The organism is Hyphococcus aureus, assembly GCF_042643165.1.
GTDB classification, from domain to species: domain Bacteria; phylum Pseudomonadota; class Alphaproteobacteria; order Caulobacterales; family Parvularculaceae; genus Hyphococcus; species Hyphococcus aureus.
In genome coordinates this window covers 104,316-117,270 of sequence record NZ_JBHRSH010000001.1, presented here as the reverse complement: position 1 = coordinate 117,270, position 12,955 = coordinate 104,316, and the positions used below count along the sequence as shown (strand labels likewise).

The window sequence follows — 12,955 nt, the reverse complement described above, 5'->3', positions numbered from 1 at the left end:
AGGTAAGTTGTAAGGAGGCAATATGCTGAATGACGTGAGTGGCAAAACCGCATTCATTACGGGCGGCGCCAGCGGCATGGGGCTTGGGATGGCGAAAGCATTCGCCAAGCATGGCATGAATGTTGTGATCGCTGATATTCGTCAGAGCGCGCTTGACGACGCCATGTCCGAATTCAGCGACACTAACTTTCCGGTGCACGCCATCAAGTTGGATGTCACAGACAGGGATGACTGGGTCAAAGCAGCGGACGAAGCGGAACAAGTCTACGGGAATATTCATCTGCTTGTGCTCAACGCCGGCGTCGGCGTCGCCGGAAAGCCGATGCAGAACGCCACCTATAAGGACTGGGACTTTAATCTCAGCGTCAATGTAGGCGGCGTTGTAAACGGCCTTGTGACTGTTTTGCCGCGCATGATCGCACACGGAGAAGCAGGCCATGTGGTGACAACGTCATCAACCGGCGGTTTTTCCGCTGTCGGCGGCGCAGGGCTTTATTGCACGGCGAAATACGCAGTCGCCGGGATGACGGAGTCGCTCGCGACAGATCTGGAAGGAACCAATATCGGTGCGTCTGTCTTTTTTCCAGGGCCGGTCAAGACAAGCCTAGGTCAGACGACGCAGGAGGTGCGGCCAGAGCATTTGCGTGATGATGCACCGCCAGTTGCGCAGGGTAAAACGCCGCCGCGTCAGATGCCGTCTTTCGATCCCAATGTGTTTATGGACCCTGAGGAAGTCGGCGAACGGGTTTTGCGCGGGGTAGAGCGCGGCGATCTTTTTATCATGTCCCATCCGGAGTTTCGCGACGGCATCGTCGCGCGCAACAATGCATTGCTTCGCGCTATTCCTCAGGATCCGCCAAATCCCCAACGCGCTGAAGTCGTGAAACTTTTCGGCACGCTGCTGTATAATCCGGTTTATGATACGCAGGGTGACGTTCCGGCGCTTGAGACATCTGACGATTAGTCCGTCATAACAGTCAGCACTTCGCCGACGGGAGCCCGGTCGGCGACAACCGCGTTCTGCGGCGCCTGCATGTCCGGGTAACCAATGGACAGTCCGCAATAGAGGGTCAGGTTTTCAGGCGCATTCAACACGTCCCGAACTGTTGTGTGGAAGACGTTCCAGCTGATTTGGGCGCAAGAGCCGAGACCGGCCTCCGTCAGCATGAGCATCACCGATTGCAGGTAGATGCCGAGATCGGCCCATTGCGACGGGCCCGCCTTGTCGTCGATGTAAAGAAACATTGCCGCCGGCGCACCGAAACACTGGTGATTGTTGTAGACATAGTTGAGACGCCCGGCCTGATCTTCACGCTCAATTCCCATGGCGGAATATTGCCGTTCTCCGCAATGAAACCGCCTGCTCTCATAAGGCTCTTCGAGTGGATCAGGATAGACTTTGTAAACATGCTCGTCGAATTGCGGCGGCACGGTAGAGCGCGCCTTTGTTGCATCTTTCAGTTTTTGCAACCTTGCGCCAGATAAAAGATAAACATGCCAGGGCTGAATGTTCGAATTCGACGCCGACAGCATGGCGGTTTTGAGGATGCTTTCCAGCAGCGCCTGATCCACAGGCGTTTTCAAAAAGGCACGATAGGAGCGGCGGTCTTTCAGTGTCTGGGCGATGGTCGACATGATTCAGGCCTGGCTTGCATAACGCGCCATGGCGCGGGCGTAGCTTTCGCCATAGGGTTTGACGCCGACCCAGGTGACGACACAGGCGGCAGGCGCCAGAAGGAAAGCAAGCAGGGCCATGGAATAACGCAGTTGGTCTTCTGCGCCGAAAAGATAGTCGGTGAAGAGGGCAATAATCAGCGGGCCGGCGGCGTAGCCAATAACGTTGAACACGAACTGATAAAGCGCGCGCACCTGTCCGCGCATTTCCGCCGGCGTCACCACCTGCAGCGCGGCGTTGCCCGGTGCGATGCCGATGGATGCGATAAACGTATTAATTCCATAAAGCACGATGGCGAGCCATGCGTTGTCCACGAGCGGATAGGCGATCGCGAACGGCATCAGGCCAATGGAGGCGTAGAGGACAAGCCGCATATAGGCGTCGTTCATGCCGGCCTTCGCCCAGCGTTCGGAGATATAACTGCCGAGCCACAACCCCAAGGGCGATGTGATGAGCGATGTGATCCCAACGACATAGGCGATTTGCGGCGCTGTCCAGCCATGGGTGCGGATGAATAGGGCGGGCAGCCACAAGACGGCCCCGTAACTCAAGAGCACTTTGACGGCGAGGGAAAGAAACATTGGCGCATAGGTGCGTCGTTCCTGGCTGAGATAGGCGAAGATTTCCTTGATCGGAAGCGCTTTCGCCTTTCCGTCGCTTTGTTTGAGCTGGCCTTTGCGTTTGGGTTCCAGAACCGTCGCCATCATGGCCGCGACAACGAAGCCGGGCAGTCCGACCAGGATAAACACCATCTGCCATGGTTTCAGATCGCCGACGAGCGGCAGGTTGATGACCCCGATAGCCGTGATGGCGGCGATAATCGCGCCGCCGGCGAGATTGGAAACGCCCGCGCCGGCAATGAAGCCGAGAGAGTTGATCGCGAATGCGCGCGGAAGTTTTTCCGGCGGGAAACTGTCGGTGATGATGGAATAGGTCGCCGGTGCGAAGGACGATTCGCCGGCGCCGACGCCGACCCGCGCCCAGAAAAGATGCCAGAAATTCTGAGCGAGCCCGCACAACATGGTGGCGAAGCTCCAGAAAACGATGCCGACTCCAATGATCACACGACGGCTTTTGACATCCGCAAGACGTGCGATGGGCAGACCAAGAAAGGCATAGAAAAAGACGAAGGCGAATCCTGTAAGAAGAGAGAACTTTGTGTCAGTCAGATGGAGGTCTGCTTTGATTGGCTCGACCAGCAGGGAAATGATGGAGCGGTCGAGCGTCGCCACCATGAGCGCGAGGGTCAACACCGTCAGCCCCCAATAGGCGCGCGTCGGAGAAGGCCAGTCGTCTTTTCTGGGCTCGACGGTATCTGTCATGTAGTCCGCTCCCTGATAATATTTTACGGCGCGTGAGTCTTGCACCTTTTCTTTTCAGTTTAGTCAGGCGGATAGGGCGAGGCCAGTCAATTCGGGGTCAGACGGCTTCAGTAACGGTCGGCCATAAACCCGCCAAATTTATTGCTCCAGCTGGGGTTGCCTTCCGGATAAGGCAGCATGGTTTCATTCCATGCCTCCCATTCCGATTGCATTTGTGCGAACCGCTCCGTCTCGATCGTCTTCTTGTTTGCGCGTTCCATCGGATCGTCGTCGATATTGAAGAGGTAGTCATGTCCGGCGATAGAAAGGTATTTCCACGGGCCTTCGCGAAGGGCCTTTTGATCATGAGCCTGATAGCGCCAGAAAAGCTTGCGGTCTTTTACACTGCCGCCAATCAGCGCTGGCAACAAACTCACACCGTCGAAATCGGATGGGTCGTAATCGACGCCAGCGGTCTCCAGCATGGTTGGCAGCCAGTCCATGCTCATCGCCGTCTGCGCGGTCACACTTGCTTTTTTGATACGTCCCGGCCAGCGCACAATCAGGGGCGTGCGAATTCCACCTTCCAGCAGCTCGCCCTTCATGCCGTTGAACGGCCATGTTTTTGAAAAGCGTTCGCCGCCATTGTCTGAGGTGAAGACCACGACAGTATTGTCGTCCAGGCCAGCTTTTTTAAGGGTTTTCAGAACGCCGCCGATGGCCAGATCGAGGCTTTCCACCATGCCGCGATAAATCGCCATGGAACCGCCTTCGAAATCGAGGCTGTTGCGCGCCAGTCGTGCGGCTTCAATATCTTCCGCTGTTTCCCATGGCCAATGCGGCGCCGTAAAATGCAGGCTCAACAGAAACGGCGCTTCGTTTGCGCTCATGCGCAGAATTTCTTCGCTTGCCCGTTGGCCGAGCAGCTCGGTCAGATACCCGTTTTCTTCAATGGGTGTTTCTCCGTCCCAGAGGTCCGGCGTTTCCTCCTCGCCCATAATGAAGCTGTGGCGGAAATAATCGACGCCGCCGGAACGGATGCCCCAAAAAGATTGATAGCCATGTTGAAGCGGACCGGCGCCCGGGACGGTTCCGAGGTGCCACTTTCCGACGAGTGAGGTTTGATAATTGGCTGCCGCAAGCAGCTCTGGCATAGTGCTGGTTTCATCTGGCAACCGTTTGTCGCTATGAATTCCCAGAGGTTCTTCAGCGCCGAGAGGCAACCGATATTGATATCTCCCCGTAATCAAACCAAGCCGGGTAGGGGAGCACACAGATGAATTTGCGTAAGCGTCGGTGAATCGCATCCCTTGTTGTGCGAGCTTGTCGATATTAGGTGTTGGTATATCGTCGCGACCGTAACAACCCACATCGGCCCATCCAAGATCGTCGGCCATGATGAACAGAAAATTGGGCGGGCCTTTCGGTTTTGCGAAGGCCTGGCCGCCCGGTAGGGCGGTGGCAGCTGCGGCCGCCATAAAACTACGCCGATGGAGAAGCCCCGGGTTTTTCATAAATTTCCTTTTCTCGTCAGCGCCGCTGCGAGATTATCAAAAATCACTCTTGGTCAAAGAGAAGAAAGAGAAACGCCATACGTCGCTCGGCGTAGCGCGCGCATGATCTGCCGGCATGCGCTAAATGATTGAAAAAAATCAGTACACAGAGAGAGTGCTGGAGGAGCCGCCTTGCCGCGGACGCTCTTATAAGCGGGGGTGAACGTCTTAGTTGAGAATGATTCGCAAAATTGGCGTATGGCGGAAGACGCCGCCGGGTCATCCTAACCGAATTGTCACCGGCTCTCTTTGTGAATTTGTCGTGTGGATGACACTCTTTGCAGCGCAACGCGCATATCTTGCGATCCGGTTTTCGGGTTTTTGTGCTTCTCACTCCCCCGAGAGTGCTATTTCCCGGCGCCATCTCTCCCTGCCGGGGCGGATTCGGTCACTGACCAGCCGCTCCGGCAACATTTCCCCAATGGTTTTCCACAGATACCTTCGCACCCGCAGCGTGGCGGTTGATTTGGCGCGCCTCGCCGGGCCAAATCAGGCCAAGATGCTGCTCCGCATTGTCACGCCCGATTCATCTGAAAGGCCTTGTCTATGAAAACCCTCGCCGCCTGTCTTTTTTCTGGCGCAGCCTCAATCCTCGCCGTCGCCCCCATCGCCGCTCAGGCGGAGCCTTCAGCGCGCGCTGTGGAGATCGCCCATAAATATGTGATCATTGACGGCCATGTGGACGCCCCGTCGACCATCGCTGAGGCGGGGGCGGATATAGCCGCCGGCGAAAAGACGGTCGACTTCGATTACGCTAGAGCGAAAGCAGGCGGGCTCGATGCCCCCTTCATGTCGATTTATGTCGCGGCGGATTATGAAGAAAAAGGCGGCGCCCGGGCGCGCGCAGACATTCTTATCGGCCTCATGGAAGGCGTCGCCGCCCAATATCCGGACAAATATGAAATTGCGTACAGCCCGAAAGATGTGCGGCGCATTTTTGCGGAAGGTAAAATCGCCATGCCGCTCGGCATGGAGAACGGGTCCCCGATCGAAGGCGATCTTTCAAATCTGAAACATTTTTATGATCGCGGCGTTCGTTACATCACGCTCGCCCATTCCAAGGCCAATCATATTTCTGACTCATCCTATGATGAGAACAAGAAGTGGGATGGGCTTTCTCCCTTTGGCTTCGAGCTGGTGCGCGCCATGAATGATTTTGGGATTATGGTCGATGTCAGCCATCTCTCCGACGCTGCGATTGAAGATGCGCTTGCGACCACGCGCGCGCCGGTCATCGCTTCGCATTCGTCGCTGCGGCATTTCACGCCGGACTGGGAGCGCAATCTGTCGGATGATCTTGTTAAAAAGATCGCCGAAAATGGCGGCGTCGTGATGATTAATTACGGCTCGTCTTTCTTGAACGAGGCCGCGAACACCTATTCCGCTCCGCGCGACGCCGCGAAGAAGGTTGAAGAAGAAAAACTGGGCCGGGCCATGTCCGGTGAAGAGGCGCAGGCGTTTAACGCCGCCTGGCTTGATGCGCATCCCTATCCCTTCGCAACACTGGATGATGTTGTGAACCACATCGACAGGGCCGTTGAAATCGCGGGGATCGATCATGTGGGCCTAGGCACGGATTATGACGGCGTCGGCGACAGCCTGCCTGTGGGACTGAAGGACGTATCTTCCTATCCGGTGCTGATCGACGGTCTCCTCGCTCGCGGCTATGATGAAGCGTCGATTGAAAAGATTCTTGGAGCCAACGCGCTTAGAGTCTGGGAAGAGGTTGAGCAGGCGCGCAAGAAGCGCCGGCTTTAACTAGCCGCCCTATTGCAGCCGTAAAAGTGAGGCAGGAAGGCCGCCATGACCGGCCTCGGCGTTTTTGAATATGTGAAGCTCGCGATTTTTTATGCGAGCTGGCTTTATGTCCCGGTTGCGCCTGTTTGTGTGTGGCTGATAGTGAAAAGAAAAGGCGCTTTTCGCGCCGGCGCCGCGCTTTTTCTTTTCTGCATATCCTGCCTTGCTTACGCCCGCTTTGTTGAGCCGCGCATTCTGCTGACGGCCGAGCACGAAATCGCTTTGGAAACATGTGGGGCCTCATCCGGCGCGGTGCGGGTCGTGGTCTTTTCCGATACGCACAACGGTCTATTCGGAAACGCCATGCCCATTGACCGAATAGCCCGTCGCGTCGACGCTGCAAATGCTGATTTCGTTCTGATTGCGGGCGATTTCATATATTTTCTCGATCCCGAGAAATATCCTGAAACTTTTGCAGCCCTTGAAACCATACGCGCGCCTGTGTTCGCCGTGTTGGGCAATCACGATCTTGGCCTCCCCGGACCAGATTTTCGTACGGCTTTGAATGAAGCCTTGCCGCGAGCAGGTGTGCGTTTGATCGATAATCAGGCGCTGCGGCTTTCCAACAGCAAATTTACGCTAGAACTTGTTGCGCTTTCCGACCAATGGGATCATCGCCAAAAATTGTCTCTTCTGACAGCGCCGCAAAGCGCGCCGCGCGTCGTTCTCACCCATAATCCGGCGACGATTAAGGATCTCCGCACCGACATGACGGCCGACCTTCTTGTCGGTGGGCACACCCATGGCGGACAGATTCAATTGCCGTTTCTGACTTGCGCGGTAACAGGCGTCTGCGGTGATGCGGCTTATGGTTTGCGAGCCGTTGGGGATGTTCAAATTTTTACAACCTCAGGCACAGGCATGGTGGGTTTGCCCATGCGCTTTCGTGTCCCGCCCCGCATGGATATTTTGAAAATTCACTATCCGTCCTGCATCGAAACGGGAAACTCATTTTAAGACTCGCGACACAACTTTGATCGTTGTTTCATGTAAAATTTTTCATAATCGCGAATATAGCCGTTACACAAAAAGATGATCGATTTCTGTGTTGCATTGCGCACGTTCTAATGTGTAAGTGCGGAAGAAACGATCTCGCTTTCAACCCTCCATCGGAAAGGAAAGATAATGTTCGTAGAGTCTCGCGACATGTCGCAGCTGGCGGAAATCAAGAATCATATCGATTCTCATGGTTTCGCCTCGGCAATCATGAAGGATCATGTCGCGATCGGGTTCTCAAAAAAACAGCCGGGCGGGGATAGTCCCGGCATATTGAGGCAGAGGATTGTGCGTGTGAGGTCGCTGGACGAAGCCTGTTGCGCGATTGGCTGTTGTTGTATGATGCGGTCTCAATAAGGGGCGCCAAATTCTGTTGCATGCCTCGCAGGTGCGGCTAGTCTGCGTCTCGCGAGGAGACAACCCATGACAGATTTGAAGAACAAAACACTATTCATCACTGGCGCAAGCCGCGGCATAGGTCTGGCGATAGCGCTAAGGGCGGCGAAAGACGGCGCCAATATCGCCATCGCCGCCAAATCCGCCGAGCCTCACAAACACCTGCCGGGAACGATCTATACGGCGGCGGAGGAAATCGAAGCGGCGGGCGGCAAGGCGCTGCCGATCGTGTGCGATATCCGCCATGAGGATCAGGTTCAGGCAGCGGTAGACGCGACGGTCGAAAAATTCGGCGGCATCGACATTTGCATCAATAATGCTTCGGCGATTTCTCTGACGGGAACCGAAGCCACCGAGATGAAGCGGTGGGACCTGATGCATTCCATTAATGCGCGGGGGACATTCCTGACATCGAAGACCTGTATTCCGCATCTCAAGAAAGCGAAAAACCCGCATGTTCTGATGTTGTCGCCGCCGCTCGATATGAGCCCGAAATGGTTTGCCGGTCATACTGCTTACACCATGGCGAAATATGGCATGTCCATGTGCGTTCTCGGCATGGCGGCGGAATTTAAGACCGACGGCATCGCTTTCAATGCGCTTTGGCCGCGCACGGCGATTGCAACGGCGGCCGTGAAATTCGCGCTTGGCGGAGACGCCATGATGCAGGCTTCGCGCAGCGTCGATATTCTGTCCGATGCAGCGCATCTTATCTTTACCAAATCCGCTAAGGAGTTCACCGGAAATTTCATCATCGACGACACGTTCCTTTATGAAAACGGCGTGACCGATTTTGAGAAATACCGCGTCGATCCTTCGAAGCAGCTGGCGCCGGATTTCTTTGTTCCCGACTCCTCCACGCCGCCTCCGGGTGTCGTGGAAACCCTGATGAAGGGAATGCTGGGCTAGGTGAAGGTTGCTTCTCTACATATCCACCCGGTCAAATCGATGCGGGCTCTTGATGTGGACCGTGCGGGTATCGAGACGCGCGGTCTTGTCGGCGATCGCCGCTGGCTGGTGACCGATGGGGAGAGTGGTTTTCTGACACAGCGAACCTGTTCCGTGTTGGCGAAAATTGATGCGGTATATGAGGGCGCGGCGCTCAGGCTTTCCGACGGCGAAACAGAGTGTGTCGTCGATCCGCCTGCGGGCGGCGACCGGCGCCAAGTCACAGTCTGGAAGGATCAGGTGAGCGCCGCCGCCGCGGGGCAGGGCGCCAGCGACTGGTTGTGCGGCGTTCTGGACCGTGCTGTGCGTCTGTTTTATATGGATGACGATTCGCGCCGCATGACGTCCGGCAATTGGGGCAATACACGGCCAGTGAGTTTCGCCGACGGTTATCCGCTGCTTGTTACGACGACGGCGTCGCTCGCGGCGCTTAACGAAGCCATCGTTGCGAATGGCGGCGAAGGCGTGTCCATGGCCTGTTTCCGTCCCAACATCGTCATTGACGGCGCTGATCCGTGGGCGGAGGATTTCTGGAAAGTGATCCGCATTGGCGGCGTTGAGATTGAGCTTCTAAAGCCATGCGACCGGTGCGTTGTGACGACTCTTGACCCGGCGACGGGCGAGAAACTGGGGCGTGAGCCCCTAAAGACGCTCAACATGCTGCGCCGGTCGGCGCATTCGGACCTGTCAGGCGCTGTTCTGTTTGGCTGGAATGCGGCTCCGCTAGGAGAAGGCGTTCTCGCCGTCGGCGATGCGGTTGAAATTATCGAGCGCCGTCCCGAAGGCTGGCCGCTCGCGTAGAATTAGTGGTGATGCGGCTCGGTGTTGATCTTGCCGCATTTACCGCATTTGATCACCGCGCCATGGGCGTCGTGGTGGCCCACATTCACAAGCAGCTTGGTCTTGCAGCCGCCGCAGCGATAGGTTTCGTCGCCGCCGCCCTCGCGTAAGGGTTTTCCAGCCGTGTGTTCTTCGACCTCAACGCCCTTGGCGCGTTCGGGGTCTATGACGATCATATCGAATTGGGGCATGGGCGCTCCGGGAGGTTTCGTTTCCCAGACTTATAAGCCATTCGAGCTGAAAACCTAGGGCGGCGCATTTTCATGGGGCCGGGCGCGCGGTAGAACAAAGCTATGACCACGCTTTTATACACCCACTCCTCTTTCGCCGCTCATGAAGTGCCGCCCGGCCATGTGGAGCATCCCGGCCGCTACGCCGCTGTTGAAAAGATGCTGGCGTCCAAGGATTTCGCATCGCTTGAACGGCGTACGCCGCCGCGCGCAAGCGCCGAACAGGTCGAGCGTGTCCACCCTGAGCGCTTCCGCGACCTCATTGAAGACAATTCGCCCGCTGAGGGGCTTGTTCAGTTTGACGCCGACACTTTCGCCGGACCCCATTCCGTTGACGCAAGCTTGCGCGCCGCCGGCGGCGCCTGTGCGGCGGTGGATGCGCTTTATAAGGGTGAGGCGAGGAACGCGTTTATCGCCGCCCGCCCGCCAGGACACCACGCCGAGCCCGAACGGGCGATGGGCTTTTGCCTGTTCAACGGCGCCGCCATCGCGGCGCTTCATGCGCGCGCTTCGCATGGAGCCAAACGCGTCGCCGTCGTCGATTTCGACGTTCATCACGGCAACGGCACCGAGGCCGCTTTCTGGCATAATGAACACGCCTTTTACGCCTCGTCCCATGAATGGCCGCAATATCCGGGGACAGGCCGCGCCAGTGACCGCGGCGGCTTTGACAATATCGCCAACGCCCCGCTTGCAAGCGGGGAGGGAAGCCTCGCCTTTCGCCGGGTCTGGGGCGAGACATTATTGCCGGCCCTGTCTGATTTCGGGCCGGAGCTGATTGTCATCTCCGCCGGGTTCGACGCCCATGCAGCCGACCCCTTGGGCGGGTTGACCCTGACGGAGGATGATTTCGCCTGGGTCACGCGAGAGATCGCCGCGGTTGCCCGGGACAAGGCGGGCGGGCGGCTGGTGTCGATCCTCGAGGGCGGTTACGATCTGAAAGCGCTGGCGGCCAGCGTCGCCGCTCATGTCAACGTCTTGATGGACGGATGAAAACCGCGCCATAAGGGCGGCTGGGGCAAAGCAGTAACGTCATGACCGGCCGTATCATCACCGCACGCCATGGGCGTCCAAATTTGTCGCGCGATGTGACCATCACCGCGCGCGAATATGGCGACTGGTGGGCGCGTTACGACGAAAGCGGCCTGCACCCCGATGAGCGCCCGCCCGAGGGGCTGATCGCACTCGCAAAGGGGGCGAGGACCGTCCTTTCCTCGACCTTGCCGCGCGCCATCGAGACCGCGGCGCAGGCGACCGGTGGCGCGAGGGAGGTTCCGGCGGACCCCATTTTCGTGGAGGCGCCGCTGCCGCCGCCGCCCTGGCCGGATTTTCTGAAACTGCGCCCCGGCCAGTGGGGCGTTGTCTCGCGCATCCTCTGGAGCCTCGGTTATGCGCCCCCGGGGGTGGAGCATCAGCGCGAGACCTGGGGCCGGGTTGCGGAAATCGCGACGCGTCTCGAAGACCACGCCGCGAAGGGCGACGTTCTGCTTTGCGCTCATGGCTATCTCAACTGGATGATCGACCGGCAGCTTGTCCGCAGCGGCTGGACCCGGACGGAGCGCGACGGCGGCAATCACTACTGGTCGTGGCGGATCTATGAACCGCCGGGCGAGAAGCGCCCGGTCGGGGCCGAAGTCGCCGCGCAATAGGCCTGCGCCGTTCCGTTTAGGCGCGCCCATTTGGCGCCGGCGGAGGATTTCACGACTATCGCTTCAGGATTAGGCAAGCCCCGCACGGCGCGGATTTGCTATGCTGAAACCAACAGATTGAACGAGGCAAGCCCCATGAAAAACCCATCTCCAGCAGATCTTCAGCGCGTCTTTGACCTGCAAAGCGAAAACCAGTGGAACATCAAGGCGTCGAGCGCGCAGACCCGTAAAGCCAAGCTCGCCAAGCTGAAAGACGCCGTCGCGGCGCATGCCGACGACATCGTCGCGGCGGTGCAATCGGACACGCGCAAGCCGGAGGCTGAAATCCGCGTGACCGAGGTCGGCGGCGTGATGGGCAACATCCAGATGAATATTGACGGCCTTGAGGAGTGGATGAAGCCGCAAATGATCCAGCCGGCGTCCAATCCGGACGACAAGGCGAAAATCACCCATGAGGCGCGCGGCGTCTGTCTGATCCTCGGGCCGTGGAATTTCCCCCTCGGGCTGACCTTCGGCCCGCTCGCCGCCGCCGTCGCTGCCGGCAATTGCGCCATGGTCAAGCTGACGGATCTGTGCCCCGCCACAGCCGAAATCGCCGGCAAGATCATCCGCGAGGTGTTCGACGAAAACGAAGTGGCGCTGTTCGAGGGCGATGTCTCGGTGGCGCAGGCGCTGTTGGAGCTGCCCTTCAACCATATTTTCTTCACCGGCTCGCCGCGCGTCGGCAAGCTGGTGATGGCGGCGGCGGCGAAAAACCTCGCCTCCGTGACGCTGGAGCTTGGCGGCAAGTCGCCGGTCATCGTCGATGAGAGCGCCGATATCGACAAGGTCGCGGCCGACCTCGCCCAGGCCAAACAGTTCAATGGCGGTCAGGCTTGTATCTGTCCCGATTATGTCTTCGTCAAAGACGCCCAGAAAGACGCCCTGACCAAAGGCTTCGCCGCGAAGGTGAAAGAAAATCTCTATACGGATGGAAAGCTGAACAAGGAAAACATCGCCCAGATCGTCAACAAGCGCAATTTCGACCGCGTCAAAGGCCTGTTTGACGATGCGGTGGCGAAGGGCGCGACGGTCGCCGCGGGCGGCGAGCTGGAGGCGGAAGACCTGACCGTTCATCCGACCATGCTGACCGGCGTCACCCCGCAGATGAAAATCATGCAGGAGGAGATCTTCGGCCCCCTGATCCCGGTGATGACCTACTCATCCATGGATGAGGTGATCGGCTATATCGAGGCGCGCGACAAACCGCTGGCGCTTTATATCTATAGCAAGGATCAGGACACGGTGAACAAGGTGCTGGCCCGGACCTCATCGGGCGGCGTCACGGTCAATGGCGTCTTCTCCCACTATCTCGAAAGCCAGCTCCCCTTTGGCGGGGTGAACACCAGCGGTATCGGCTCCTATCACGGCGTCTTCGGCTTCAAGGCGTTCAGCCATGAGCGCGCGGTTTACATGCATCAGGGGTAGAGGGCACGAGATGAAAAAAGTTCACTAAAAGTGATTTTTTTTCTTGCAATTGTATCTGTTTTCACCTCATATTCATGAGGTTCGATACCCTTTGGGTCGGAAT

The 12,955-nt window shown here is 57.8% G+C and carries 12 protein-coding genes; 8 read left to right on the top strand and 4 right to left on the bottom strand.

The annotated features are described in order from the left end of the window. The first annotated feature begins 22 nt into the window (after window positions 1-22). Window positions 23-964 carry an SDR family NAD(P)-dependent oxidoreductase gene (locus tag ACFOOP_RS00600; RefSeq protein ID WP_379878675.1) on the top strand — a complete coding sequence of 314 codons (942 nt, stop codon included), beginning with the start codon at window positions 23-25 and terminating at the stop codon, window positions 962-964. On the opposite strand, the gene ACFOOP_RS00595 is transcribed toward ACFOOP_RS00600, so the two are convergent. The 3 genes from ACFOOP_RS00595 to ACFOOP_RS00585 form a co-directional block, all read right to left on the bottom strand. Continuing rightward, the gene (locus tag ACFOOP_RS00595) at window positions 961-1,635 is read right to left on the bottom strand and encodes a nitroreductase (RefSeq protein WP_379878674.1); all 675 of its coding nucleotides are present in this window, start codon (window positions 1,633-1,635) and stop codon (window positions 961-963) included. The genes ACFOOP_RS00600 and ACFOOP_RS00595 overlap by 4 nt on opposite strands. Window positions 1,636-1,638: 3 nt before the next feature. Then, the gene (locus ACFOOP_RS00590; RefSeq protein ID WP_379878672.1) at window positions 1,639-2,997 is read right to left on the bottom strand and encodes an MFS transporter; all 1,359 of its coding nucleotides are present in this window, start codon (window positions 2,995-2,997) and stop codon (window positions 1,639-1,641) included. A 107-nt stretch (window positions 2,998-3,104) separates the two neighbouring features. Next, window positions 3,105-4,454 (bottom strand): sulfatase-like hydrolase/transferase, encoded by a 1,350-nt coding sequence (locus tag ACFOOP_RS00585; RefSeq protein ID WP_379878670.1) that lies wholly within the window; start codon window positions 4,452-4,454, stop codon window positions 3,105-3,107. A 621-nt stretch (window positions 4,455-5,075) separates the two neighbouring features. Here ACFOOP_RS00585 and ACFOOP_RS00580 point away from each other — a divergent pair. The 4 genes from ACFOOP_RS00580 (at window position 5,076) to ACFOOP_RS00565 (ending at window position 9,467) form a co-directional block, all read left to right on the top strand. Beyond that, a complete protein-coding gene (locus ACFOOP_RS00580; RefSeq protein ID WP_379878668.1) occupies window positions 5,076-6,287 on the top strand; it encodes a dipeptidase in 1,212 nt (403 codons plus the stop codon). 45 nt (window positions 6,288-6,332) lie between these two features. Next, complete coding sequence (locus ACFOOP_RS00575) at window positions 6,333-7,283, top strand: metallophosphoesterase (RefSeq protein WP_379878666.1); 951 nt, start codon at window positions 6,333-6,335, stop codon at window positions 7,281-7,283. A gap of 462 nt (window positions 7,284-7,745) precedes the next feature. After that, complete coding sequence (locus ACFOOP_RS00570; protein ID WP_379878664.1) at window positions 7,746-8,627, top strand: SDR family oxidoreductase; 882 nt, start codon at window positions 7,746-7,748, stop codon at window positions 8,625-8,627. Further along, window positions 8,628-9,467 (top strand): MOSC domain-containing protein, encoded by an 840-nt coding sequence (locus ACFOOP_RS00565; protein ID WP_379878662.1) that lies wholly within the window; start codon window positions 8,628-8,630, stop codon window positions 9,465-9,467. It abuts the gene before it with no gap. A 2-nt stretch (window positions 9,468-9,469) separates the two neighbouring features. Here the strand turns inward: ACFOOP_RS00565 and ACFOOP_RS00560 are convergent, their stop codons facing one another. Next, entirely contained in the window at window positions 9,470-9,697 is a 228-nt protein-coding gene (locus ACFOOP_RS00560; protein WP_379878660.1) for a hypothetical protein, read from the bottom strand. 102 nt (window positions 9,698-9,799) lie between these two features. On the opposite strand from ACFOOP_RS00560, the gene ACFOOP_RS00555 reads away from it, so the two are divergent. The 3 genes from ACFOOP_RS00555 to ACFOOP_RS00545 all read left to right on the top strand — a co-directional run bounded on the left by ACFOOP_RS00555 (window position 9,800) and on the right by ACFOOP_RS00545 (window position 12,852). Beyond that, the gene (locus ACFOOP_RS00555) at window positions 9,800-10,729 is read left to right on the top strand and encodes a histone deacetylase family protein (protein WP_379878658.1); all 930 of its coding nucleotides are present in this window, start codon (window positions 9,800-9,802) and stop codon (window positions 10,727-10,729) included. Window positions 10,730-10,770: 41 nt separating this feature from the next. Continuing rightward, complete coding sequence (locus ACFOOP_RS00550) at window positions 10,771-11,385, top strand: histidine phosphatase family protein (protein WP_379878656.1); 615 nt, start codon at window positions 10,771-10,773, stop codon at window positions 11,383-11,385. A 135-nt stretch (window positions 11,386-11,520) separates the two neighbouring features. After that, entirely contained in the window at window positions 11,521-12,852 is a 1,332-nt protein-coding gene (locus ACFOOP_RS00545) for an aldehyde dehydrogenase family protein (protein ID WP_379878654.1), read from the top strand. Window positions 12,853-12,955: the final 103 nt, after the last annotated feature.

What these genes read in the sequence shown, in the direction of transcription:
- ACFOOP_RS00590 (WP_379878672.1), bottom strand. Translation starts at nt 2,997, where the DNA reads ATGACAGATACCGTCGAGCCCAGAAAAGACGACTGGCCTTCTCCGACG.
- ACFOOP_RS00570 (WP_379878664.1), top strand. Translation starts at nt 7,746, where the DNA reads ATGACAGATTTGAAGAACAAAACACTATTCATCACTGGCGCAAGCCGC.
- ACFOOP_RS00560 (WP_379878660.1), bottom strand. Translation starts at nt 9,697, where the DNA reads ATGCCCCAATTCGATATGATCGTCATAGACCCCGAACGCGCCAAGGGC.
- ACFOOP_RS00550 (WP_379878656.1), top strand. Translation starts at nt 10,771, where the DNA reads ATGACCGGCCGTATCATCACCGCACGCCATGGGCGTCCAAATTTGTCG.
- ACFOOP_RS00585 (WP_379878670.1), bottom strand. Translation starts at nt 4,454, where the DNA reads ATGGCGGCCGCAGCTGCCACCGCCCTACCGGGCGGCCAGGCCTTCGCA.
- ACFOOP_RS00600 (WP_379878675.1), top strand. Translation starts at nt 23, where the DNA reads ATGCTGAATGACGTGAGTGGCAAAACCGCATTCATTACGGGCGGCGCC.
- ACFOOP_RS00575 (WP_379878666.1), top strand. Translation starts at nt 6,333, where the DNA reads ATGACCGGCCTCGGCGTTTTTGAATATGTGAAGCTCGCGATTTTTTAT.
- ACFOOP_RS00555 (WP_379878658.1), top strand. Translation starts at nt 9,800, where the DNA reads ATGACCACGCTTTTATACACCCACTCCTCTTTCGCCGCTCATGAAGTG.
- ACFOOP_RS00580 (WP_379878668.1), top strand. Translation starts at nt 5,076, where the DNA reads ATGAAAACCCTCGCCGCCTGTCTTTTTTCTGGCGCAGCCTCAATCCTC.
- ACFOOP_RS00545 (WP_379878654.1), top strand. Translation starts at nt 11,521, where the DNA reads ATGAAAAACCCATCTCCAGCAGATCTTCAGCGCGTCTTTGACCTGCAA.
- ACFOOP_RS00595 (WP_379878674.1), bottom strand. Translation starts at nt 1,635, where the DNA reads ATGTCGACCATCGCCCAGACACTGAAAGACCGCCGCTCCTATCGTGCC.